Source organism: Agrobacterium bohemicum, from assembly GCF_001562555.1.
Taxonomy (GTDB): domain Bacteria; phylum Pseudomonadota; class Alphaproteobacteria; order Rhizobiales; family Rhizobiaceae; genus Agrobacterium; species Agrobacterium bohemicum.
On record NZ_KQ961026.1, the window covers coordinates 263,290 to 287,868 of the forward strand.

Below are 24,579 nucleotides of genomic sequence, written 5' to 3' on the forward strand. Positions count from 1 at the left end.
AACAAGATCAAGATGCCCGCGTCGAGCGGGCATCTTTTTACCCGCTATTGAACAATAATGGCTGGCTTCCGACAGAAGTTTTCCGCATTGATATGACATCACGAATATCAGCGTAGGACACTTCCTTCATGCCATCTCCCATCGCCTTCGTTTCCCGCACCACCGACGCCAACGAAGCGGAGTGGATCGAGATGCTGTCGTCAGCCCTGCCAGGCGAGACAATTCTGTCGGTCAAAACGATGAGTGATGACGAGAAGGCGCAAGCGGAAATCGCTATCGTCGCCAATCCTGATCCAGCCGATATTGCCAAGCTGACCGGTTTGAAATGGATACACAGCCTGTGGGCGGGCGTGGAACGCCTCGTGGCTGAACTCGGCACGACAGCGCCACCCATCGTGCGTCTGACCGACCCGGAACTGACACGCGTGATGGCCGAGGCCGTGCTGGCGTGGACCTATTATCTCCACCGCGACATGCCAGCCTATCGCGACAACCAGCAAAAGGCGCTGTGGAAGGAACTGGAATATCGCCATCCGAGGGATGTTGCGGTTGGCCTTCTCGGGCTCGGCGCCTTGGGAGCAGCCGCCGCTGCAAGATTGCGTGAAGCGGGTTTCAACACCACCGGCTGGAGCCGTTCACCCAAGACGCTGGAGGGTATCGACACGCTGTCCGGCGACAGCGGTCTTCAGACATTACTGGCGAAAAGCGATATTCTCGTCTGCCTCGTTCCACTGACAGCCGATACGAAAGGGCTGCTTAACAAGGTTCGTCTCGGCACCATGAAAGCCAACGCCGCGATCATCAATTTCGCACGCGGCGCAGTCATCGTATCGGAGGATCTGCTGGCAGCGCTGGATGCCGGGCATCTGTCGCACGCCGTCCTCGATGTATTCGAGCAGGAACCGCTGGATGCGCGATCACCTTTCTGGAGCCACCAGCGCGTGACTGTACTGCCGCATATCTCCGCGCCCACCAATCGGCAGACATCCGCCGCGATCGTTGCGGAGAACATCAGCGCATGGCGGAAGACAGGCAGCCTGCCAGCAACCGTGGACATGGCCCGCGGTTACTGAGCCACGCCGACCTTACTCGCTCATGGCCTGGACGATCGCCGAACGGACATCGATTTCATTGTAGGGCTTGCACAGCAAAACCGCGCCCGCCGGTGCATTGTTCGGCAGGAAGTTGTCGCCTGTCGCAAACACCACGCCCACCAAAGGCTTGCGCTCCTTGACTAGCACGGCAAGATCAGCACCGCTCATATCCGGCAAGCCGACATCGGTTACCAGCACATCGACCTCTTCTCTTTCGATGAGGTCAAGCGCCTGCGTCGCGTTTGCCGCCTCAACGACGTCGTGGCCACTTTCGAGAAGAATATCGGATGTATTCATGCGGATCAGCTCATCGTCTTCCACCAGCAGAATACGCATCGCGGCCTTGCTGCGAAGTCTTGCAATAGCGTCCTGATTGGACGCGCGGTCCTTGTTCGACTCGACTCTTTGTTTCTGGTTGGCGATGACATGGCGCAAACGTCTGGCAAGAGCCTCGCGCGTATAGGGCTTCGACAGCAACTCGACGCCTGCGTCAAGCTTGCCTCCGTGAACGATGGAATTTTCCGTGTAACCGGAGGTGAAGAGGATGGCGAGGTTGGGCAGCCGCTCCTTGGCGCGCCGCGCCATTTCACTGCTCTTCATTGGCCCGGGCATGACGACATCGGTAAAGATGACATCAATGGGAACGCCGCTTTCTGCGACCGTCAGGCCTGCCTGTGCATCCCGCGCTGTCAGAACCCGGTAGCCGAGATCCGTCAGCGTTTCAACGACGATGCCTCTTACCTCATCATCGTCCTCCACAACGAGAACCGTCTCGCTGCCGCCGACGATGGGTCCGCTCTGCACCACGATTTCACGGTCTTCGTTGGAAAGCGAACGGGGAAGATAAACCTTGACCGTCGTTCCCTGATCGATCTCACTGTAAATCTTGACGTGGCCGCCGGACTGCTTGACGAAACCATAGACCATGGAAAGGCCAAGGCCTGTGCCCTTGCCTTCCGGTTTGGTGGAGAAAAATGGCTCGAACACCTTGTCGACAATCTCAGGCGCCATGCCCGAACCCGTGTCGGTCACCGCCAGCATGACATATTGCCCGGCTTCGACCTCGGCATGGGTACGCGCATAATCCTGATCGAGCGAGGCGTTGCCGACTTCGATAGTCAGCTTTCCGGAACCTGCCATCGCATCTCGAGCGTTGATCGCAAGGTTCAGCAGCGCGTTTTCCACCTGCGCCGGATCGGCAAATGTGTTCCACAAACCGCCTGCCGTGATAACTTCGACTTCGATGGCTTCTCCGATGGAGCGACGCAACAGATCATCCATTCCGGCGACGAAACGGCCGACATTGATCACGCGCGGCTCGAGCGCCTGACGACGACCGAAGGCAAGCAATTGGCTGGCAAGCTTTGCACCACGGCTGACGCCCGCCAGTGCGTTGCCAACCCGTCGCTCAGCGCGTTCATTGCCGACGACATCCTTCGCCAGCAGTTGGAGATTGCCCGCCACAACCTGCAAAAGATTGTTGAAATCGTGCGCCACACCACCGGTCAGTTGGCCAATGGATTCCATCTTCTGCGCCTGCTGCAAGGCTCTTTCAGCCTGACGACGCTCGGCAATTTCCGATGTAACACGCGCTTCTAGCCCTTCGTTCAGTTGACGAAGCTGGTCTTCGGCACGCCGACGATGTCGAATTTCACGCTCCAGATTGGCGGAATGTTCCTGAAGTGCGGATTCGGCTGCACGCTGGTCGGTGATGTCGGTGTGCACACCTACCCATTCGATGATGTCACCGCTGGCATTCAAGATGGGAACGCCACGAACAGCAAAGGTGCGGTAGACGCCGTCGTGACGCAGAACGCGGTGTTCCCAGACATAGGTGGACTTGGCCGCAACCGCTTCGTTCCAGCTCTTGATCGAGCCGTCGCGATCTTCCGGGTGGACTGCATCCGCCCAGCCATAGTCCTGATATTGCTCGACGGTCTGGCCCGTCAATCCGGCCCAGCCGCCCTGCACACCCAGCATTCTGCCATCAGGGCTATTCGTCCACAACACGCCGTGAACCGCATTGACGGCTGCACGAAAACGGTTGTTGCTGACCGTCAGCTCAAGCTCGACGCGTTTGCGTGCGTCGATATCGATGATCAGGACGTAACAACCGTCAACATCCCCCTTTGCCGTGTGCCGGGGAACGTGTCGGATTTCCGCTGCGCGGGTCCTGCCATCGGGACACAGGATTGCGGCATCGTGGATGACTGTCTCGCCAGCCATAGCCCGCTCGATGTAAGGCAACCGGGCCTGATAGAAGGTCTCGCCAACCACATCGACTGCCCTGCGTCCCAGCACATCCTCGGGGCGACGATTGAACCATTCGAGATAACCCCGATTGGCAAACCGGTAGACATGGTCAAGGTCGATAAAGCCCACGAGAATAGGCAAGGCATCCGTCAGGCGGCTCAGCTCTTCACGGCTGGCAGCAAGGTCGGAAACGGCTTTGACCTTCTCGGTATTCTCAAGCACGGTGCACAACACCGCATCGACCGTTCCACCATCATTGTGAATGGGGGTATAGAACAGATCGAACACGACCTCCTCAGGCTGCCCGTTGCGCTTCAGAACCATTGTCTGGTCGCGGTAGGACTGTACCGCGCCGCCAAAGCCAGCGGCTAGAACAGTCTTGTTCCAGTCCCATATCTCGGGCCATATCGTTGGAACAGTGCCACCAAGCGCTCTGGGGTGATAGTTCCCGGCAATCTCGATGTAACCGTCATTGTAGATCATGACGTGGTCTTTGCCCCACATCAAAACCTGCGGAATGGGCGAATTGACGACCGAATTCACCTTGTGGCGAAGATTGGCTGGCCAAGAGGAGATTGGACCAAGTGATGTTTTGGACCAGTCGAAAGCACGCACGAGGGCGCCAGCCTCACCGCCGCCGATCGGCCATTGGCCAAATGCAGATATATCAGTCATAAAACATCACCAGCGAAAGCAAAGGCTCTCATCCACCACAAAATCAGCCACGAAAACAGACTGGCCGACCTTACCACTTTATTCGAAGAAACTTATCAAGCGTTTTTTTTGGAAGGAAGCAATAGCCAACCCACTATATAATTATCGAGTATGTCCAAGCATATCGATAATACCCTTGGCAGCGGCTTTTCCCGTCGCAAAACAAGCGGTTAACAGGTAACCACCGGTTGGCGCTTCCCAGTCCAGCATCTCGCCTGCCGCGAATATTCCGGGCATGGATTTGAGCATATAGCGCTGGTCGATCTCTCGCCAGTCGATTCCCCCAGCACTCGATATTGCCTCGGCGATGGGACGTGCAGATGTAACGGCAATGGGCAAAGCCTTGATCAGCGCTGCGATGTCAAACGCGGACATGGCAGAGAGCTCAGGTCTGCGCTCTCTCAGCAGCGCGACCTTGACCGGCGAAAGACCAGCCGCCTTTCGCAATCTGTTTGAAAGACTATCCTTTCGGGGGTGCCGTTCGAGATCATGCGTCAGACGTTGTTGCATCCGTCCGGGCGCGAGATCAACCATCAGAGTTGGTCTGTCGGTCCGCTGGAAGGCATCCCGCAAAGCCGCTGAATGCGCATAAACCAGACTGCCTTCGATGCCATGCCGGGTCACCACGAATTCACCCTCGAAACGTCCGGCTTGAGACGTCGTGACAACCGACTTTACCGGCGCACCTGCAAAGCGGCCTCGAAAATGATCACTCCACTCCAAGTCGAAACCGCAATTGGCGGGTTGAAAATCATTGATGGCGATGCCTTTTTGCCGAAGCCACGGCACCCAGGCCGCGTCCGAGCCCAGCTTTGGCCAGCTGGCACCCCCGAGCGCCAGAAGGACGGTGCCTTGCTCAACGGTCACGTCACCGGAGGGCGCCTGGAAGACAAGCGCATTCCCATCAAAACCTGCCCAGCGATGGCGCGTCTTTATCTCCACCCCTTGCGCATTCAATCGGGACAGCCAGGCACGTAAAAGCGGCGAAGCCTTCATGGCAACGGGAAAAACCCGACCGGAGGTTCCGGTAAACGTCTCCTGCCCAAGAGACAGCGCCCAGTCGCGAAGCATGGCAGGCGTGAAATCATCCAGCGCCGATTGAAGCTTTGACTGCGCGTGGCCAAACCGCGTGACGAACCCGTCGTAGTCTTCCGCGTGGGTGATGTTGAGACCCGATTTGCCAGCCATGAGAAATTTGCGCGCAACCGTCGGCATCGCCTCATAGACGGTAACAGTCAACCCGGCCGCAGACAGCACGTCTGCCGCCATCAGCCCCGCCGGTCCGCCACCAATGATCGCCACTGTCTTGCCGTGCATCACACAAATTTCCAACGCGGTTTGATTACATCCGCCTTATACCGATTTGCCCGCGCCGGTACATGCGCTATTGACGGAACATGTTCACGCTCAATCGTCCCGAAACATTTTCGCAAGACATCAAGAAAAGCCGCTTCATTGCCTTTGCCTGTCCCATCGCGGATGAGGAGGCGGCAAAGCGCTTCATCGAACAGCAATCCGACGCAACCGCCAACCACAATTGCTGGGCTTGGCGCGTCGGTCAGGTCTATCGTTTCAGCGATGATGGCGAGCCTTCGGGTACGGCAGGCAAGCCCATCCTTCAAGCCATCGACGGACAATCGCTGGATTGCGTGGCAGTGGTGGTTACACGCTGGTTCGGCGGCATACTTTTAGGCAGCGGCGGCCTGATGCGTGCCTATGGCGGAACAGCCGCCACCTGCCTGAGACAGGGTGAGAAAACGCCGGTCATTCCGACCTTCTCGACGGAAATCGACTGCGGTTTTTCTGACCTGGCATTGGTCAAATCGAGGCTGATGGCCGTGCCGGACCTGACAATCGAAAGCGAGGCGTTCACCGCGGATGGTGCCCGTTTGACGTTATCAGTGCCGATCTCATCTGCTGAAACAGTCGCGAAAATGGTCATGGACCTGACCAGCGGTCGCGTCACCGTTCCTCTTCCAGAATGATGAGCAATCTCCTCGCCATCATCCAGATTCATGCTATGAGGCAGCATGACATCAGAGCTTGAAAACCCGGTCTATAATCCGCCGATGGAACCTTATGTTTCCATCGTCTATCGGGACGACGACCTCCTCGTTCTCGACAAGCCCAGCGGGTTGTTGTCCGTTCCAGGCCGTGACCCGGCCTTGTCCGATAGCCTGGCGACGCGCGTACAAAAGCAGTTTCCGAAGGCGTTGATGATCAACAGGCTGGATAAGGACACATCCGGCCTCGTGCTGATGTCGCTAAACCGCAAGGCACATGCAGTCATCGCCTCTCAGTTCGAAAACCGGACGACCGAAAAAACCTATATCGCCGTGGTCTGGGGCGACGTCAACGGCGAAAGCGGCCACGTCGATCTGCCGCTTACGATCGATCCCGACAACAAGCCGCGCCACCGCGTGGACCACCAAGGTGGCAAGTCGGCGCAAACGGACTGGCACGTCATCGAGCGGCTACCGTTGCCCGCCACACGTCTTCGTCTGCATCCCCTGACAGGGCGAACGCACCAGCTGCGCGTTCATATGAAAGCCATAGGCCATCCTATTCTCGGTGATGCGTTTTACGCGCAAGGTGACGCGCTCGTCGCGTCCGACCGCCTGCTGCTGCATGCGCAAGACCTGCGCTTTCGCCACCCCGATGGTCGCGATATGACAGTAACCGTTCCCTGCCCTTTTTGAGACGAAGATGACGGAAAAAGATCGCAACGAAGGTTTTATCGTTGATTTTGTCGGCGGTGCCGTGGGCCACCGGTTACGCTCTGGCGAAGGGCGCGGCCAAGCGCTCGCAAAGGCAGCCGGTTTGAAAAACGGAAAAACACCCAGAATTGTCGATGCGACTGCCGGATTGGGGCGCGATGCGTTTTTGCTCGCCTCTCTCGGTGCCGAGGTGACGCTGATCGAAAGATCGCCGGGAATGCATGCGTTGCTGGCTGGCGCGATTGCGCGGGCCGATGCGGAGGGCGGCATCTACCGGGAGATCACATCCAGAATGACGCTTCTTCATGGCGATTCCCGCACACTCATTCCAACGCTGTCGCCAGAGGTCGTCATCATCGACCCGATGCACCCTCCACGCCACAATACGGCGCTGGTGAAGAAGGAGATGCGTGTTCTGAGGGAGTTGGTTGGGGCCGACCCGGATCAGGTTGAGCTGATGACGGTGGCCCTGGCATACGCGACGAAGCGTGTAGTGCTGAAGTGGCCATTGCGTGCCGAACCAATGCCCGGCATCCGCAAACCCTCTCATCAGCTTCTCGGTAAAAGTACGCGTTACGATGTCTTCATGGTATTGGGTGACAAACCGACTTGAATATGATCAGCGGAACGTAGCCTTGCGCTGGGCGTTCATCAGCAGCTCATGACGAGAGGCAAAATCTCCAAACAGCTTGCGCAGACGGGACTCCTCGGCATCGTCCAGCCTGTAACGACGGCAAAATTCGACGACGCTGAGGATCGGCTTTATCTCCGTCGTTTCGATTTCCTTGTTGTCGATGATTTGCATGGCACCCTCCTACGATTTGCGACATCACAAAACTCGGAAAGCGACGGAACGTTCCCGACTAATTTTCGCCCACGAAATATAAGAGGACCGAGATTTACACGGCGGAATCAAGTTTTGTTGAAACCGCTAGGTGAAACGAAAAACGTTCCCACATGTTTCCCGCCTGCAAATACTTTATGGAAGGGAGACTTATGCCACGCACTCACCACCTGCTGACGACGACCGTTCTTTCGATGTGCCTCCTCGCGCCGCTTGCCCCCATGGCCACCGCGCAGTCGACAGGCCCAGCCGAAACAAAACAGGCGAATGCACCGGACCAGAAACCGGCGTTTGAAGGTCAGACGCGTGCGGTCCAGCCGGAGAAAATGCCGTCGCTACAGAAGATGGTGGTTGCAGACGATCTGCCGCATCTCTGGTCCATGGAAATTCTGCCTGATGGCCGCATGCTCGTCGCCGCCAAGGAAGGTGCGATGCATATCGTCGCCGATGGCAAGGCAGGTCCGGCTCTGGAAGGCGTCCCCGACGTTGCGTCCTCCGGACAGGGCGGACTTCTCGACATCGCGCTTGCCCCCGATTTCGACACCTCCAAAATGATCTATTTCTCTTTCTCCGAACCACGAGATGGCGGTAACGGAACTTCGGTCGCATCCGCCAAGCTCATGGAGAGTGACGGCAACGCGGTTCTCGAAGATACCAAGGTGATATTCCGTCAGATGCCGACCTATGACGGCGATAAACATTTCGGTTCGCGCCTCGCATTCGGACCCAACAACGAACTCTACGTCACAGTCGGCGAGCGGTCCGACAAGGAACCGCGGGTTCAGGCGCAGGATCTGTCCAGCGGACTTGGCAAGGTTTTCCGCATCGACAAGGACGGCAAAGCATTTGAAGGCAATCCTTTCGCTAGCCAGCAAAACGCTCTTCCCGAAATCTGGAGCTACGGCCACCGCAACGTCCAGTCATCGACTATCGATGGTCAGGGACGGCTCTGGACGGTCGAGCATGGCCCAAAGGGTGGCGATGAACTGAACCTGCCGAAGGCCGGTCTCAATTACGGCTGGCCTGTCATCACCTATGGCATCGAATATAGCGGTGGTGCGGTCGGCGACGGTATGACCACAAAAGACGGCATGGAACAGCCGGTCTATTATTGGGACCCCGTCATCGGTCCATCGGGCATGGCCTATTACGATTCAGATGCCATCCCGGAATGGAAAGGCTCTCTCATCATCGGCGGCCTCGTCAGCCAGGGCCTCGTCGTGCTGAAGGTGGAGAACGACAAGGTCGTGTCGGAAGGGCGCTTGCCGCTTGAGGCGCGCATTCGTGACGTCAAGATCGGCAGTGATGGCGCGGTCTATGCCGTGACCGAAGAGCGCGGGGGCGGAAAGTCACAAATTCTCAAACTGGCGCCCGGCGCCTGATCTCCTGCATCTGATGGGAGCGGTCTAAGCCGCTCTCATCTTGCCTCATCCGGCTGGGAACAGACGCAGGGTTAGGCGCATTAAGCCTCACAATGGTGAGGAGCACAAAAATCCATGAATCAGCTTCCAGTTCGCATCCTGAGAAAAGTCGGATTGACATATGTCAGTGATCAGGAACCGGGTATTTCCCGAGAGAAACGCGGCAAGGGTTTCGCTTACAGGCTTCCCGATGGCATGCTTCTGTCCGACAAGCTGGAGATCAGTCGTCTCAAATCCCTTGGTGTACCGCCCGCCTATGAACGGGTCTGGATCTGCATCGACCCATCCGGCCATTTGCAGGCGACGGGTTACGACGCGCGTGGGCGCAAGCAATATCGCTATCACCCGGATTGGCACGCCTTGCGGGGCGAAAACAAATTTTACCAGCTGAAGACATTCGGGGAGGCATTGCCCGCCATTCGCCGCCGCGCAACGACCGACCTGTCGAGACAGGTGCACGGCGCAGACGTAACGCTCGCCGCCCTCGTCCTGTTGCTGGACGCAGCCTATCTTCGGGTTGGCAACAAGACCTACCTCGAAACAAATGGCACTTATGGTGCAACGACCTTGCTGAAAAAACATGTTTCTTTCGGCGAGACGATAGAACTGCGTTTTACAGCCAAGGGCGGGCAGCGCGTAAACCGCAAACTCAAACATCCACGTTTGCAACGCATTCTGGAAAACATCGCCGACCTGCCGGGTAGGCAGCTCTTTGTCTGGCAGGACGAAAATGGTGTCGTTCACCCCATCGATTCCAGCGCACTCAATGCGTACATCTCGCAAAGTGCGGGCGAAGGCATATCCGCAAAGACGTTCCGCACATGGGGCGGCACTCTTGCTGCCTTCGGGCACGCCTCCCGTGCTCTAGGAAGCGAGGAGCGACCAACGATAAAGGGCATGTGCATGGCAGCCGCTGAAGAGCTGTCCAACACACCCGCAATATGCCGGAAAAGTTATGTCCATCCAGCGGTCTTGGACCTTGCAACGGAAGACAAAGCCGTCAAACGGCTGGAGAAAATCATGGGCAGCGAACTCAAATCCATTGCGGGATTAAGAGCCGACGAGCGGAGACTACTGGAATTTTTGCCGTGACTTAGCGCAAAGCCGCATCGATAATGAACTTTGCCGGGTTGACGATCTCATATGTACATTGGAAAGCAGCCGCTGCAACACGGTAGGTGTCGCTCTCATCCGTTTGCACTTGCACGATAGCATCTCCCGGCAGGGCAACCATCGTCTCATCCCAAGGCGCACGAAAGTTGAACGGACCAATCTCGTCCGTCACGATGAAATAGTTCATCTCGGAGCCCTTCGGCTTGAAAGCGCGGTAACCGGCTGCGTCGGCTTGCGAAAGCGGCTCGCCATATCGGTCCGAAAAATTCCGCTTTTTGACGAGGATTTCTTCGTTGCCCGTCTCTTCGCAGCGATTGCGCACCACCCAATCACCGTCTTCGGCGGGCTTGGAGCGCGTTTCGACCCCTTGCCCCCGGATGTAGGTGATGACGATTTCACCAGGAGATGCGGGGCGGGCGTCAACATCTTTGGTTTTTCGAGCAACACCCACCATGTCGATTTTTTTGAACTCGTCCATCAGGGCAATCTGATCTTTTCGCGGGACGTCCTCGCTCGCAAAGGCGGCGATCGGGAAGAGAAGTTGTACCAAAAGCAGCGTTTTTGGAAAATCCAAGAGAGCCATCTGAATTCCATTCACAGCGGCGAAAAATCGAAAAAAATCATATTTTGCGAAAATTTCAGATGTGGCAGAACCATCCCTGAGAGATCACGTCAGTTTGAATGTACATATCTGGAAACAAACGAAAACCGCACCTTCTAAAGGGTAGATTTTAACATTCGTTAACATGCCCATTTTACCGGCATATGCCTTCCTGGTAGCCTTGCCAGACCCCGTTCAGTTTCATGTCAGCTAGATGACACATCCCCCGCAGGACAAGCAGCGGGAAAACGAGACATATGGCGCTATCATCTCCAACAATGAGAAGCGGGCGTGGCGCTATCGCACGACCAGCCGTGGGCAGCGTTACACTCAGCATCGCAACGGCTCTCTACCTTCTGTTTTTCACCAATCACACATTCTGGGCCAAGATTCACACCTATTTATCGGCCTATCCCGTTGCGATTTTTGGCCTTTACATTGGGATGGGCGCCGCATTTTCTGCGGTTCTCATCCTGTTTTCGGTCAAATACATCACGAAACCGATCTTCGCGGTGCTGATCATCATCGCTGCGGTGTCATCATGGTTCATGGACCGCTTCGGTGCGGTCATCGACAGCGACATGGTGCGCAACGCGTTCGAAACGACTCAGGCGGAAGCGAGCAACCTGATGACGCCGGGTTTTGCCCTGCACCTCGTGCTGTTTGCCGGCATTCCCATCGCCCTGCTGGCGATCGTGAAAATCGATCATAGACCGTTCTTCAGCAAATTCCTGTGGAACGTAGCCAGCATCATCGGCTGCCTTGCCATTGTCTGCGCAATTGCCGCTGCCAACTCCAAGACGTTTACGACCGCCGTTCGCCAGCACAAGGACATCGCCAAAAGTCTCAATCCCTTTACGCCGATTTCCTCGGCGGTTCGCTACATCTCGCAGGCCGATCAGGAAGCCCAACTCACCGTCTCACCCACCGGTCAGGACGCGAAAGTCATGCCCGCTCTCGGCGGCATCACCAAACCCCGCATAACCGTCATCGTTGCTGGCGAAACCGGGCGCGCCGCCAACTTCTCGCTCAACGGATATGGCCGCGACACCAATCCTCAGCTGGAAAAGCGTGATGTCGTCTATTTCCCAAGCACGGTCAGCTGCGGCACGGCAACGGCAATCTCCATCCCTTGCATGTTCTCCAAATTCACTCGTTCGCAATATAGCCACAGCAAAGCACTCTCGAATGAAAACCTCCTCGACGTGCTCGTCCACGCAGGCGTCGATGCACGCTGGTGGGACAACAATACCGGCAGCAAGAATGTCGCAGACCGCGTTCCCTATTTCGACCTGACCGCAGCACAGGACCCCAAATTCTGCTCGAACGGCGAATGCCGCGACGACATCTTCCTCGACCGGCTGGATAGCTGGCTCGACAATGTGACGAAAGACAGCGTCATCGTCCTACACCAGTTGGGTAGCCACGGCCCCACCTACCATCTGCGCTATACCGACGAATTCAGAAAATTCACACCCGATTGCCAGACCGCAGAGCTGCCGGATTGCAAGGATATCGAAATCGTCAATGCCTATGACAACACCATCCTCTACACCGACCACTTCCTCGCCAGCATCATCGACAAGCTGAAGGCCCGCTCGGACAAGCTGGCGACGGGAATGATCTACGCATCGGACCATGGCGAATCGCTGGGCGAGAACGGCATCTATCTCCACGGTGCGCCCTATATTCTGGCACCTGCCGAGCAGACACATGTTCCGTTCCTGGTCTGGTTCGATCCTGATTTCGCCAAGTCCATGGGGCTGGACGCCGCTTGCCTTGCGAATGAGGCGAAGGCGGGCGGGCGCTCCCACGACGACTTCTTCCACAGCATATTGAGCATGATGAATGTCTCGACCTCGGTCTATGATCCCTCTCTCGATGTATTCAGCGCATGCAAACGCAGACCCACAGCTTGACGTGACAAAATGCGAAGCATACCCACTCTTTAGCCCTCCCGCATATGGCTGGAAGTGAGGTATGCTTGCGCGTTCTACTTGTCGAAGACGATCATGTTCTGGGTGAAGCGCTTCGCGACCATGTGGCAGCCGCAGGGCATGCCGTGGACTGGTTCAAGACAGTCGCGGACTCGAACGCCGCAACCCAAACCGTCGATTACGGCCTGATCCTGCTTGATCTGCGATTGCCCGATGGTGAGGGCCTTTCCATTCTCAGAGGCTTGCGCCAGCGCAACGATCCGACGCCGGTCATCATCCTGACCGCCCACGATCAGGTGTCGGATCGCATCGAGGGGCTGAATGCGGGCGCAGACGATTACCTCGTCAAACCCTTCAACCTCGGAGAATTGACCGCGCGCATGCTGGCTGTTTCGCGCCGTTATGACGGTCGTTCGGAACCTGTGGTCAAATTGCCCGGTATCGAGATCAATCAGGTTGCACGCAACATCGTCGTCAACGGCATCGCACTCACACTCAGCGCGAGAGAATGGGCGGTGCTGGAAAAACTGGTCGAGCGTCCCGGTGCGGTCGTTTCCAAGGCGCAGTTGCACGAAACGCTCTATGAATTCGGTGCCGAAATAGAAAGCAACACCGTCGAGGTCTATGTCAGCAGATTGCGCAAGAAGATCGGCTCTGACAGGGTGGAGACAGTGCGTGGCCTTGGTTACACGATCAGGTAGAGACATGAAGCGAAGCGAAAGCATGACACGCCGAATGGTGATCGCACTGACAAGCGTCGTCGCTCTGTCATGGCTTATCGCCTCCGCCCTCGGCGTCATGGTGATGCAGGACGAATTTGCCGAAATTTTCGACAGCGGCGTGCAGGAAACCGCCGAACGGCTGTTGCCGCTGATCGCCGACGATCTGAAGGAACGCAGCCCCGAGGACGAACGCCATCTGGTTCAGCCCGCAGATGGCAAGGAGTACCTGACCTACCAATTGCGCGACAGTGAAGGCGAAGTCCTTCTTCGCTCCCGCGATGGGGCCTATGAGCCCTTCGACGTGCCGTTGACACCCGGCTTTGCCGATACCGCCACGCAGCGCATCTACACCGTCGCAACCGAAGACGGTACTCTTTATCTACAGATGGCGGATGCCTTCGCCAATCGCCGCGAAGCGATCGTGGAGGCCGGAACGGCGCTGATCCTACCTTTGCTGCTGCTCATTCCCGCCAGCATCGTGGCGGTCATCCTCGTCGTCCGGCGCACACTGGCCCCGGTCCAGACATTGCGCGATGAAATCGGCAGAAAAGACAGCGGCAACATGGTGCCGGTGGACGATACGCGCCTACCCAAAGAGCTGAACCCCATAGCCAGGTCGGTCAATCTGCTGCTGGAACGCCTGCGGGCAGCGCTGGAGTCCGAACGCGCCTTTGCATCGAACAGCGCCCATGAACTTCGAACGCCCATTGCTGGCGCACTGGCGCAGGCGCAGCGCTTGCAGGCGGACATCCCTCGCGAATTCGCACCGCGTGTCGCCCAGATCGAGCGCTCTCTGTCACATCTGGCCCAGCTTGCCGAAAAACTTCTGCAAATGTCGCGTGCCGAAGCGGGCATCGGCACCTCGGATGTCGAAACCGATCTCCTCCCCATCGTCGGCCTTGTTCTGGAAGATATCGGCCGTTCGGATAAGGGTGATGACCGCATCGAGCTGCATGTGCCGTCAGGCGGCAAGCTTCGTGGCATGATCAACGGCGATGCTTTCGGGATCGTCGTGCGCAATCTGGTAGAGAACGCGCTGATCCACAGCCCCGCAGGCACGACGGTCGATGTTCACGTTGGAGATGACAATTCTCTTCGTGTCATCAACGACAGCCCTGTCATCGATCCGGCACTGTTGCCAAAGCTGACGACACGCTTCACCAGAGGCACGACGCAGGCCACCGGGTCCGGCCTCGGGCTTGCTATCGTCAAGCACCTCGTCAAGCAAATGAACGGCTCACTCACCCTCTCTTCTCCCGCCATGGGTCGAGATGACGGGTTTGAAGCCAGGGTTTCGCTACCAGGCATAAAAGCGGGATAAAATCATATGAAAGCCAATTGCGAAATTGCTTTCATATCGCGTCCATTCTATCAAATCCCATGCTTTACGATGTGAATCGGCTACCTTTGGACAGATTGATCTTGCCATGCATGCGCGCAACTGACGCGCTGGCGCGGCTGGATGAGCGCATTTCCCGTTCACCTTTCGGGCAGGGTTTTCTCGAACGGCAGGATTTTATCGATGCCGCGTCCTCTCTGTGGATAGATGGCGAACTCGTTCATATCGAAGACCTTGTTCTCCATGATGCCCATATGGATATCCGCGCGCCGACCCACGAGATGGCAATCGCAAGCCGCATCCTGCGCGCACGTCGTCAGATAGCGGGCAATGAGCCGAAATGGGCGTTGAGCCCGGCTGGTCTTTCTCGTCTGCGTGGCGAGGAGGCCGCAAACATCGCGACAGCCCAATCCGACCCCCTACCATCCAAAGCCGAAGCCCGTTCAGACGACGACGAGGATATGGCACTGAGCGACGAGCTTTCCGCCATCGACCGTCTTCTGGCCAGAAGCTCGGCAACGCTTGAGGCCATAACCAAGGACGAGCGCCCCTCCTCCTATTCCCATACCGAAACCATAATCCGCGATCCGGACTGGAACGAGGACGAACGGTTGGAGGAATGGCGGACGGTTGTGAAAAACACGGCAGGGCTTCCTGCTGCGTTGCGCGCAGCCATCGCGCTCGACGCATGGTCCAAGCTCGAAGTGTTGCAGCGAAGCCCCTGGCTTGGCCGCCAGCTTGCCTCTGCCCTGTTACGGCAGGAAGGCATGACCCTCTCCCACCTCACCGCTTTCAACACCGGTTTGAAAGCCGTCCCTCGGGAACGGCGCAACGCCAGTAGCAGGACTGAGCGGCTGGTGGCTTTTCTGGACAGTATCCAAGAAGCCGCAAGCTTTGGCCTGAAGGAACATGACCGTCTGCTGAATGCGAAGAACCGCATGGAGCGCAGACTTGTGGGTCGTAGATCCAACTCACGCCTGCCCGATCTGATCGAGTTGGTGCTGGCGCGGCCCGTGGTTTCCACCTCCATGATCGTGAAGACACTGGGCACCACACCTCAAGGCGCTGTCGGGCTCGCCAACCAGCTTGAACTGCGTGAAATGACAGGGCGCGGACGTTTTCGTGCCTGGGGCGTTATTTAACCCAACCTGCAAATGCAAAACCGCCCGCGACAGGCGCGGGCGGCGTAAAACCTATCAGGTCATCCAAGCCCTACAGCTCAGAACTCCTGCCAGTCGGCCTTGACGGCGGCATTGCCGCTGAACGCGGAGGCAACCTTGCGGCCCAGCGCGCGGGCTGGAGACTGTACCGGACGCTCGGCCTGCGTGGCTTGGCGAGCCGGTGCTTCGTAACCACCACCCAGCTTGAACTGGCCCAGCAGATGGTTGAGCGAAGCCGCTTCCCGCGCCAGACCATGGCTGGCAGCGGTCTGCTCTTCCACCATCGCCGCGTTCTTCTGTGTGTCCTGGTCCATTTGGTTCACAGCCGTGTTGATCTGCTGCAAACCGGAAGACTGTTCCTGCGCGGCATCGACGATGGCCACCACGTGACGGTTGATTTCCTGCACTTCGGTCACGATGGTTTCCAGCGCACGGCCGGTTTCGCCAACCAGCTGCACACCCTGCTGGACCTGCGTATTCGAAGTGGTGATCAGGCCCTTGATGTCCTTGGCAGCGTTGGCGGAACGCTGCGCCAGTTCGCGCACTTCCTGTGCAACCACTGCAAAGCCCTTGCCTGCTTCACCGGCACGCGCCGCTTCCACACCGGCATTCAGCGCCAGTAGGTTGGTCTGGAAGGCAATCTCGTCGATGACGCTGATGATGTTGGAAATCTCCGACGACGACTTTTCGATCTGCTCCATGGCAATCACGGCCTTGCGGACGACATTACCGGATTGTTCGGCACCGGTGCGGGCTTTCGCCACCAGCTCACCGGCTTCCTGTGCACGGCGGGTGGAATCCTTCACCGTGGTGGTGATTTCTTCCAGCGCTGCTGCGGTTTCTTCTACCGATGCCGCCTGCTGTTCCGTGCGCTTTGCCAGATCGTCGGCAGCGGAGCGAATTTCGTTGGCACCGGCATCGATACCACGGGCGTTTTCGGCAACACGGCTCAGGGCCGATTGTAGCTTCTCGGCAGAACCGTTGAAGTTCTCGCGGACCTTGTCCAGATGTGCGGCAAAAGGCTGGCTGATGCGGAACGATACATCGCCATCCGACAGGCGCGACAGGGCATCGGCCAGATTATCGACGGCAAAGCTCGTGTCAGCGGCTTCCTTGGCCTTCTGCTCTTCGCGGGCCATACGCTCCTTTTCGGAGAGGCTGCGATTGGCTTCGGCCTCCTGTTCCAAGCGGGCACGCTCAAGCGCGTTGTTGCGGAAAACGGCAACGGCTTCAGCCATCTGACCAACTTCGTCGCGACGATCGAGCCCGGCAATATTTTCTTCTGTCTGACCATTGGCAAGCGATACCATGCGGCTGCGCAAACGATCGATCGGACCGGTGATGCCACGAGCAGACACGAAAAGCGCAAGGGCGATTGCAGCAAAAAACAGCATGCCCAGAGTGACAAGCGTCGTGAGGATCGTGGAGTTGGTCTGATCGGTTAATGCATCCGACTTTTCCATAACAACAGCAAGATTACGTTCGCTGATGACGCGGATATCGGAACGCCATTGTTCAATTTGCGGTCCAACCTCAACGAGGATTTTACGGGCTGTCCGAAAATCACCTGTCTTCGCGACCTGCCAGACCTGGTCCGTCATTGCGGAGATCGTGTTTGTTCGCGAGATGAATGCGTTGATCTCACTGGCCATATCCGGCAAGAGCTTCTTTGCATTTTCGAGGCGCCGGATCGTGGTCGCCACATCGTTCTTGTAACCCTCTTCCACTTTCGCGGTGTTGGCCGATTGCTCACGCAGCACCAGTCCCAGCGTGGTATCGTAACCCAGCGACACGAGTGCCGTGTTGGCGCGGAACAGTTCCGTCGACCCAATAGCGTTGTTCGAGATGAAATCCGAATAGCTGTTGTCGGCGTTTTTGTAGTTGCTGGACACAAGGCCAACACCTACTAAACCAATGAGTGCAACGGGAACGATAAGAGAAAGCACCTTGGTGCGGATTTTTGCATTTTGCAGAAAAGACATAGGGCCTCAATGAGTGTTTCAAGGAAACCGACGAGGCACATTGTGTGACGTCACGAAATCGTGAGCATCCACCATCGTGCTGCCAGAAACTGAATGCACTTCATCATGAAGCGGCGGTGAGATTTATGTTTTGGACCAAAACAATTTAAACTGAGTTAAAACAATCGGCTCGGCAGGATAATTACCTAACATAAACAACACACTTAGGATGAAAAAGCAGCCTAACACATCCAAAACGTTTACTTACGTTACGTTAGGTTTCGGCTCTTGCGTAAGTAAAAACAGCCCACGCTATGGCATCATTTTCACGTCTGACGCCAAGCTGACATTACTCCTCCCGAAACGCACGAGTGATCTGGTCAGAAAGCGGCTTGAACAGATAAGACAGCACGGTTCGATCTTCGGTCTTTATCATCGCTTCGGCGGGCATGCCGGGAACAAGCCTGAGCCCCTTCAGCTTTGTCAGTTCCGCGTCAGCAACCGTAAGACGTACGACATAGTACGACGTCCCGGTTCGCTCATTTGTGACGAGATCAGCGGCGATGCGGGTTACATGCGCGTTCAACTGCGGCGTGGTTCTTTGATTGAAGGCAGACATGCGCAGCACTGCCGCATGACCAAGGCTTATCTGGTCTATGTCTTTCGGGGCAATCTGCACCTCCAGTGCCAGTTCATCACCTTCCGGCACAATGTCCATGATGGCCTCGGCAGGGCTGACAACGCCGCCCACAGTATGGACGGTGAGTTGATGGACGACACCAGCTTGCGGCGCGATGATATCGATACGCTTCAGACTGTCTTCAGCGGATATCTTGCGCTCGACATATTCGCCGATCTGCGCCTGAACATCGGCCAGTTGGCTGCCAATCTCTGCCTTCTGGTCCTGATCGACCTGAAGAACTTGCAGCCTGGTTTCCGAAATCTTGCCTGCGGCCTGCGCCTGATAGGCTATTTTCTCGCCACGCTCTCCCCCGAATGTCGCGACCTGCGTCTTCAAGCCGTTCAGACGTTGGTCGGACACCACGCCCTGCTGCCTGAGAGGGTTCAACGACGATATCTCCCGGTTCAGAACGTCCATACCATCCGCGTAAGCCGTCTCCTGGGCTTTCAGCCCTTCGATTTCATGGCGGAACTGCACAATGCGTTCCATCAATTGGGCCTTCTTGCCGTCGCGGGATTGTTTACGAAACTCGAAGAGGCGCGTTTCACTGTGTATGGCAGCGGCTACATCCTCATTATCCACGCGCGCCAGCATGCCATCAGGAAATGTGATCCGCGCAAGGTCATCACGCTCCGCTTCCAGCCGCGCCTGCCGTGCCGTCAACTCATCCAGCCGTTTGGTGACGATGGCGAGGTTGGCGCGGGTCTGCGTGGCGTCCAGGCGTATGAGAATGTCCCCGGCCTTGACCGCATCGCCCTCGCGAACCAGAATTTCACCCACCACGCCGCCTGTCGGGTGCTGCACTTTCTTGACATAGGAACCGACAACGAAATGCCCCGAAGCGACCACCGCACCGGATAGAGACGTCACCGAGGCCCAGGCCCCTGCACCGCCCACCATCACCACGCCCACAACAAGACCCGCCGCCAGATGGCGACGGATAGACCGCCTGACATTGAAAGGCTCAGCGTTTGGCATCCTCACCCTCGTTTCTGTCCAGAACGTCCGCGCCCACATGTTCAGGCTGTGCGGCCTGCTGCGCAACGGCGCGGAGCGGACGGACCCCATAGCCGGTTGCCATGAAACTCCTTGCGGCAGGCGCAGCGGTGGATGTACCTTTCAGTACCTTTGAAAGAACGTCGTCTCGCGGCCCAAATGCCTTTTGCCGACCGCTTTCCATCACCAGAACAAGATCGGCGGCACCAATGGCGCTTGGCCGGTGCGCGACCACCACGGCGATACCGCCACGCGCACGAACGGAGGCGATGGCTTTCACCACCGCCGCCTCACCTTCCGCATCCAGGTTCGCATTCGGTTCATCCATAACCACCAGAAAAGGATTTCGATACAACGCACGGGCAAGGCCGATGCGCTGTCTCTGACCCGCCGACAGCGCCGAGCCGGCCTCTCCGATGCAGGTTTCATATCCTGTTTCGAAACGCAGGATCAGATCATGTGCGCCAGCCGATTTCGCCGCAGCGACGATTGCCTGTGGATCGGCATTCTCCTCGAAACGAGCAATGTTTTCGGCAATGGTGCCGTCGAAAAGCTCGACGCCCTGCGGCAGATAACCGATGTGGAAACCAATTGCCTCCCGGTCCCATTGCTGCAAGCTTGCGCCATCCAGCCGGACCTTTCCCGATGCGGGCGCCCAGACGTGAACCAGCGCGCGGCACAGCGTCGACTTGCCGGAGCCAGATTGACCTATGATGCCGAGCGCACTGCCCGCCGGCACGGTGAAATTGATGCCCGTGACGGTTGGTATTTTCTCGCCCGGCGGCAGGATGACGAGACCTTCGACGCGAAGCTCCCGCACCGGTGCGGGCAGTGCCGTGACAGGCAGATCAGCGGGCAGCTTTGCAAGCAGATCCTGCAAGCGCCTCCAGCTTTCGCGGGCCATCAGAAACGGTTTCCAGCTTGCGATTGCCATATCGACGGGCGCCAATGCCCGTCCCATCATGATCGAGCTGGCAATCATCACGCCACCACTCGCCTCCTGACGAATGACGAGATAGGCACCCACGCCCAATATGGCCGATTGAAGCACCACTCGCAGCGTTTTCGAAATGCCGCCCAGCATATTGGAGACGTCACCGGCTTTACGGTTGGCAGCGAGATATTGAAGGTTGGAACCCGCCCAGCGTGATGAAAGACGCATGCCCATGCCCATGGACTGAATGACTTCGGCATTGCGTCGGGCGCCCTCCAGCAAACCGTTTCGCGCCATGTTATACTTGATCGTATCGCGGATCGGCTTTTGCGAGAGAGCGTTCGCGAGCACTGTCAGCGCAATCAGCACGACAGCACCGGCAAGCGCGGTTACGCCGATCCATGTATGAAAAAGGAAACATATGCCCAGATAGAGCGGCATCCACGGAAGATCGAAAAACGCGTTCGGCCCCTGCCCGGACAGGAAACCGCGAACATTGTCCAAATCCCGCAACGGCTGCAAACCATCTCCCGGCATTCTGGATATCAACGGCAGCCGCACGACGGCGCTGTGAACGCCTCGCGACAATTGATTGTCGAACTGCTCGCCAATGCGCAACAGAATACGGGCGCGAATGATTTCCAGCGCTGCCTGCACGGAAAACATGGCAACCGCAAGAATGGCCAGACCGACAAGCGTCGGGACGCTGCCGCTTGGCAGCACACGGTCATAGACCTGCAACATGAAAATGGGTGAGGTCAATGCAAGCAAATTAACGACACCGCTGATAACGGCGATGGCGCAGATCACCCACCGTGAGCTTACAACGGCACCAGCCGTTCCGTCGTGAAGCAATGTCTGTTTGAAAACGCCAAACAAATTTCAATTCCGCATGTTCAAGCAACGAACTCCCGCTACCGACGCCGAAGCGCCGATAATCTCGTCTTCTGGTAGAGTCGATGGCATCCAGACATAGCTTCGCCACGGCAAAATTTGCCGCAAAATCAGGGAGGACCATGTCTGTGAAGCGCACGATAAATGTAGTATTTACCCGTCGCCGTTGTAAACCCTGAGACCGCGTCAGTGCCAATTGGGATAGACAAAGTGCTTTCGATGTGCGCTGCAACATGAGATGACGCGATCAAAACTTGCATTGCAGCAGCAAGTTGTTAACATGCCAGACAAGTAACAGCCAGATGGGGCATATATGGACGCCGTACAGACGCCGGAGCGCGGAGCTTCACTCGCTACCAAGATCAGCACCGCGCTGCGGCGTGATCTGGTCGGAGGTGTCTTCCGTCCCGGCGACAGGCTTCCCAGCGAAAGCGCCCTCACCCGCGAATACTCCGTCAGCCGCACCGTCGTGCGCGAGGCCATCGCCATCCTGAGAGCGGATGGACTGGTGGAGGCCCGCAAGGGTGCAGGCGTTTTCGCGCTGCAGGTCCAGCATGAAAAAGACGAACCTTTCAAGGATTTGACCACAGAGCGGATATCTTCCGTCATCGAGCTTCTCGAACTGAGAACGGTGTTCGAGGTGGAGTCCGCAGGGCTTGCGGCCTCACGGCGCTCCGCGGCACAGATCGAATCAATCCTCGATGCTCACAACACCATCGGCTTGTGTCTTGCGGAAGGAAAATCCACCCGCGACGCGGATTTCGATTTGCATTTCAAAATAGCGGAAGCCACACAAAATCGGCGCTTTCCGGAGTTTTTGCGGCTTATTCGCTCCGGCATCATTCCTCGCGGGGAATTACAGGGTGCCGAACCGGGCTCGCGCCCGAAAGACTATAACCTTCATCTGCAAGAAGAACATGGGCGTATCGTAGACGCCATCATCGAAGGAGATGCGGAGGCAGCGCGTGAGCAGATGCGCATTCACCTGCGCGGAAGCCTGGAACGCTACAAAGTGCTCCTGCGCTCCAAAACCACGAGCGTCTGATAGCGCCGAATTTTCCTTCGATCCCATCTCACTCCCGCCGCTGATGCAAGCGATCAGGAAACGCGTCATTTGCGCTGATCTCTATTAGAGGCAGCCCAAAATGAGCTTGCCATTTCCATCTCTCATGCAAACCTGTATCGCAGCTTCACGCCACTCGCTTGACAGATACGACAACATGTGACAGATTTTTGAAAAGTTGTCAGACATGAAGCTTAGGCTTCCACATTCTGACGCAGGGAGGAAATATGCACATACGAAGCCCGCGCCTGGCTGGCGTGGCGGGGCAGATCGGCACTATCGCCATCACGCTGCTCGGCCTCCTCTTGTTGACTTTCTTCATCGGGCGCTTGATGCCTGCCGACCCTGTCCGCGCCATGGTTGGGGAAGATGCGACGCGCGAAACCTATGAACAGGTGTTCCGCTCGCTGGGTCTCGACAAGCCGATCTGGCAGCAGTTCTTCTATTACCTCGGCGATGTCTTAACCGGCAATTTCGGCACATCCATCCGCACCGGCCAGCCCGTCATTCAGGACATTCTCCACGTCATGCCTGCAACCATCGAGCTTGCGACATTCGCAATTCTCATCGGTGCGGGGCTGGGCATCCCCATGGGCGTCTTTGCCGCCGTCAACAAGGATCGCTGGCCGGATCATCTCGTGCGCGTCGTCAGCCTTTTTGGGCACTCGATGCCCATCTTCTGGACAGGCATGATCGCGCTGATCGTATTCTACGCAAAGCTCGATCTCGTCGGTGGCAGCGGACGTATGGACCAGTTCTATATCGGGCTGGTGGACGAGCGTACCGGCTTTCTCCTGATCGACAGCCTTCTGGCAGGGGACATGGATGTCTTCTGGTCCGCCGTGAACCACCTCATCCTGCCAGCCTCGTTGCTTGGTTATTCCTCATCCGCCTACATCACCCGCATGACCCGAAGCTTCATGCTGGACCAGCTCGGTCAGGAATATGTAACGACCGCGCGCGTCAAAGGCCTCTCCAGCCAGCAGACCATCTGGCGGCATGCCTTCGCCAATATCCGCGTCCAGCTGGTCACCATCGTCGCCCTTGCCTATGGTTCGCTGCTCGAAGGCGCGGTGCTGATCGAAACCGTGTTCGCATGGCCGGGTTTCGGTCAGTATCTGACCAGCAACCTTATCACCGGCGACATGAATGCCGTCATGACCTGCGTTCTCATCGTCGGTGTCATCTTCATCGGGCTCAATCTTCTGTCCGACATTCTCTACCGCTTCTTCGATCCGAGGACACGCTGATGACCGCCCATGCAGAAAAAATCAGGCTGCCAGCTTCCGTAAATGCGATGAAGAACATCGTTCTTTTCCTCCTGCGCAGCCCGACGTCCGCTTTTGGTCTGGCGGTCCTTGCCGTGCTGATCCTGGCTGCCGTCTTCGCACCCTTGATCGCCACGCATGACCCTTACGTGCAGGACTTGACCAACGTGCTGAAATCACCCGGAAACGGCCATCTGTTCGGCACCGATGAACTCGGCCGCGACATATTCAGCCGCTTGATCTTCGGGGCGCGCATCACGCTGACGATCATTTTTCTCGTCTCCGTCGTGGTCGGCCCCATCGGCCTCATCATCGGCACCGCGTCTGGTTATCTCGGCGGCAAGTTCGATACGGTGATGATGCGCATCACCGATATCTTTCTGTCATTCCCAAGCCTCATCCTGTCGCTGGCTTTCGTTGCGGCATTGGGACCCAGTCTCAACAATGCGATCATCGCCATTGCCCTGACCTCATGGCCACCAATCGCCCGTCTTGCCCGCGCAGAAGCGCTGACATTCCGCAATGCCGATTACATTGCCGCAGCCCGCCTCCAGGGCGCATCACCCATCCGCATCATCGTCAAGTCGATCATGCCCATGTGCCTGCCATCGGTCCTCATTCGCCTGACACTGAACATGGCAACCGTCATCCTGACCGCCGCTGGCCTCGGCTTTCTCGGCCTCGGCGCACAACCACCGCTGCCGGAATGGGGCGCGATGATTGCGACCGGCCGTCGCTACATGCTGGACAACTGGTGGCTGGTCACCTTCCCCGGCATATCGATCCTCACCGTCAGCCTTGCCTTCAATCTTCTGGGTGATGGTCTGCGCGATGCGCTCGATCCGAAGCAGATGAACCGGAGATAG

20 protein-coding genes are annotated in these 24,579 nt (G+C 57.3%); 13 read left to right on the forward strand and 7 right to left on the reverse strand.

Features of this window, described 5'->3' with window-relative positions; all coding sequences use genetic code 11:
• Positions 1 to 128 precede the first annotated feature (128 nt).
• A complete protein-coding gene (locus ATO67_RS08620) occupies positions 129 to 1,073 on the forward strand; it encodes a 2-hydroxyacid dehydrogenase (protein ID WP_067646915.1) in 945 nt (314 codons plus the stop codon).
• A 12-nt stretch (positions 1,074 to 1,085) separates the two neighbouring features.
• Here ATO67_RS08620 and ATO67_RS08625 read toward each other — a convergent pair whose 3' ends face one another.
• Both ATO67_RS08625 and ATO67_RS08630 read right to left on the reverse strand, forming a co-directional pair.
• Positions 1,086 to 4,022, reverse strand: a complete 2,937-nt coding sequence (locus ATO67_RS08625; RefSeq protein ID WP_067646918.1) for a hybrid sensor histidine kinase/response regulator — start codon at positions 4,020 to 4,022, stop codon at positions 1,086 to 1,088.
• A 141-nt stretch (positions 4,023 to 4,163) separates the two neighbouring features.
• A complete protein-coding gene (locus ATO67_RS08630) occupies positions 4,164 to 5,378 on the reverse strand; it encodes a TIGR03862 family flavoprotein (RefSeq protein ID WP_067646921.1) in 1,215 nt (404 codons plus the stop codon).
• A gap of 80 nt (positions 5,379 to 5,458) precedes the next feature.
• Between ATO67_RS08630 and ATO67_RS08635 the strand changes: the two genes are divergently transcribed.
• From ATO67_RS08635 to ATO67_RS08645, 3 genes are read left to right on the forward strand one after another with little or no spacing between them, the layout of a single operon-like run.
• Positions 5,459 to 6,046 carry an IMPACT family protein gene (locus ATO67_RS08635; protein WP_067646924.1) on the forward strand — a complete coding sequence of 196 codons (588 nt, stop codon included), beginning with the start codon at positions 5,459 to 5,461 and terminating at the stop codon, positions 6,044 to 6,046.
• Positions 6,047 to 6,091: 45 nt separating this feature from the next.
• Positions 6,092 to 6,760, forward strand: a complete 669-nt coding sequence (locus ATO67_RS08640; RefSeq protein WP_067646927.1) for an RluA family pseudouridine synthase — start codon at positions 6,092 to 6,094, stop codon at positions 6,758 to 6,760.
• 7 nt (positions 6,761 to 6,767) lie between these two features.
• Positions 6,768 to 7,391 (forward strand): class I SAM-dependent methyltransferase, encoded by a 624-nt coding sequence (locus tag ATO67_RS08645; protein ID WP_067646930.1) that lies wholly within the window; start codon positions 6,768 to 6,770, stop codon positions 7,389 to 7,391.
• 6 nt (positions 7,392 to 7,397) lie between these two features.
• Here the strand turns inward: ATO67_RS08645 and ATO67_RS08650 are convergent, their stop codons facing one another.
• The gene (locus tag ATO67_RS08650) at positions 7,398 to 7,583 is read right to left on the reverse strand and encodes a hypothetical protein (RefSeq protein WP_067646933.1); all 186 of its coding nucleotides are present in this window, start codon (positions 7,581 to 7,583) and stop codon (positions 7,398 to 7,400) included.
• A gap of 191 nt (positions 7,584 to 7,774) precedes the next feature.
• Here ATO67_RS08650 and ATO67_RS08655 point away from each other — a divergent pair, with 191 nt between their 5' ends.
• Both ATO67_RS08655 and ATO67_RS08660 read left to right on the forward strand, forming a co-directional pair.
• The gene (locus tag ATO67_RS08655) at positions 7,775 to 9,004 is read left to right on the forward strand and encodes a PQQ-dependent sugar dehydrogenase (protein ID WP_067646936.1); all 1,230 of its coding nucleotides are present in this window, start codon (positions 7,775 to 7,777) and stop codon (positions 9,002 to 9,004) included.
• 114 nt (positions 9,005 to 9,118) lie between these two features.
• Complete coding sequence (locus tag ATO67_RS08660) at positions 9,119 to 10,135, forward strand: DNA topoisomerase IB (RefSeq protein WP_067646939.1); 1,017 nt, start codon at positions 9,119 to 9,121, stop codon at positions 10,133 to 10,135.
• 1 nt (position 10,136) lies between these two features.
• Here ATO67_RS08660 and ATO67_RS08665 read toward each other — a convergent pair whose 3' ends face one another.
• The gene (locus tag ATO67_RS08665; RefSeq protein ID WP_210176113.1) at positions 10,137 to 10,739 is read right to left on the reverse strand and encodes a hypothetical protein; all 603 of its coding nucleotides are present in this window, start codon (positions 10,737 to 10,739) and stop codon (positions 10,137 to 10,139) included.
• A 275-nt stretch (positions 10,740 to 11,014) separates the two neighbouring features.
• Between ATO67_RS08665 and ATO67_RS08670 the strand changes: the two genes are divergently transcribed.
• From ATO67_RS08670 to ATO67_RS08685, 4 genes are all read left to right on the forward strand, one after another.
• Positions 11,015 to 12,676, forward strand: coding sequence for a phosphoethanolamine transferase (locus tag ATO67_RS08670; protein WP_067646942.1), 1,662 nt, complete (start codon positions 11,015 to 11,017; stop codon positions 12,674 to 12,676).
• Positions 12,677 to 12,741: 65 nt separating this feature from the next.
• Complete coding sequence (locus tag ATO67_RS08675; RefSeq protein ID WP_067646945.1) at positions 12,742 to 13,395, forward strand: response regulator; 654 nt, start codon at positions 12,742 to 12,744, stop codon at positions 13,393 to 13,395.
• 4 nt (positions 13,396 to 13,399) lie between these two features.
• A complete protein-coding gene (locus tag ATO67_RS08680; RefSeq protein WP_067646947.1) occupies positions 13,400 to 14,737 on the forward strand; it encodes a sensor histidine kinase in 1,338 nt (445 codons plus the stop codon).
• A gap of 59 nt (positions 14,738 to 14,796) precedes the next feature.
• The gene (locus ATO67_RS08685) at positions 14,797 to 15,897 is read left to right on the forward strand and encodes an RHE_PE00001 family protein (protein WP_067646949.1); all 1,101 of its coding nucleotides are present in this window, start codon (positions 14,797 to 14,799) and stop codon (positions 15,895 to 15,897) included.
• A 77-nt stretch (positions 15,898 to 15,974) separates the two neighbouring features.
• Here the strand turns inward: ATO67_RS08685 and ATO67_RS08690 are convergent, their stop codons facing one another.
• The 3 genes from ATO67_RS08690 to ATO67_RS08700 all read right to left on the reverse strand — a co-directional run bounded on the left by ATO67_RS08690 (position 15,975) and on the right by ATO67_RS08700 (position 21,367).
• A complete protein-coding gene (locus ATO67_RS08690) occupies positions 15,975 to 17,897 on the reverse strand; it encodes a methyl-accepting chemotaxis protein (protein ID WP_067646952.1) in 1,923 nt (640 codons plus the stop codon).
• Positions 17,898 to 18,225: 328 nt separating this feature from the next.
• On the reverse strand, positions 18,226 to 19,536 hold the full coding sequence (locus ATO67_RS08695; protein WP_067646955.1) for an HlyD family type I secretion periplasmic adaptor subunit: 1,311 nt from the start codon (positions 19,534 to 19,536) through the stop codon (positions 18,226 to 18,228).
• Positions 19,523 to 21,367: a type I secretion system permease/ATPase gene (locus ATO67_RS08700; RefSeq protein ID WP_082760203.1), complete on the reverse strand. Its 1,845-nt coding sequence runs from the start codon at positions 21,365 to 21,367 to the stop codon at positions 19,523 to 19,525. The genes ATO67_RS08695 and ATO67_RS08700 overlap by 14 nt, the downstream gene beginning before the upstream one ends.
• A 328-nt stretch (positions 21,368 to 21,695) precedes the next feature.
• On the opposite strand from ATO67_RS08700, the gene ATO67_RS08705 reads away from it, so the two are divergent.
• The 3 genes from ATO67_RS08705 (at position 21,696) to ATO67_RS08715 (ending at position 24,579) form a co-directional block, all read left to right on the forward strand.
• On the forward strand, positions 21,696 to 22,427 hold the full coding sequence (locus tag ATO67_RS08705; RefSeq protein WP_067646957.1) for a FadR/GntR family transcriptional regulator: 732 nt from the start codon (positions 21,696 to 21,698) through the stop codon (positions 22,425 to 22,427).
• A gap of 245 nt (positions 22,428 to 22,672) precedes the next feature.
• Positions 22,673 to 23,695, forward strand: coding sequence for an ABC transporter permease (locus ATO67_RS08710; protein ID WP_067646964.1), 1,023 nt, complete (start codon positions 22,673 to 22,675; stop codon positions 23,693 to 23,695).
• Positions 23,695 to 24,579: an ABC transporter permease gene (locus ATO67_RS08715; protein ID WP_067646967.1), complete on the forward strand. Its 885-nt coding sequence runs from the start codon at positions 23,695 to 23,697 to the stop codon at positions 24,577 to 24,579. The genes ATO67_RS08710 and ATO67_RS08715 overlap by 1 nt, the downstream gene beginning before the upstream one ends.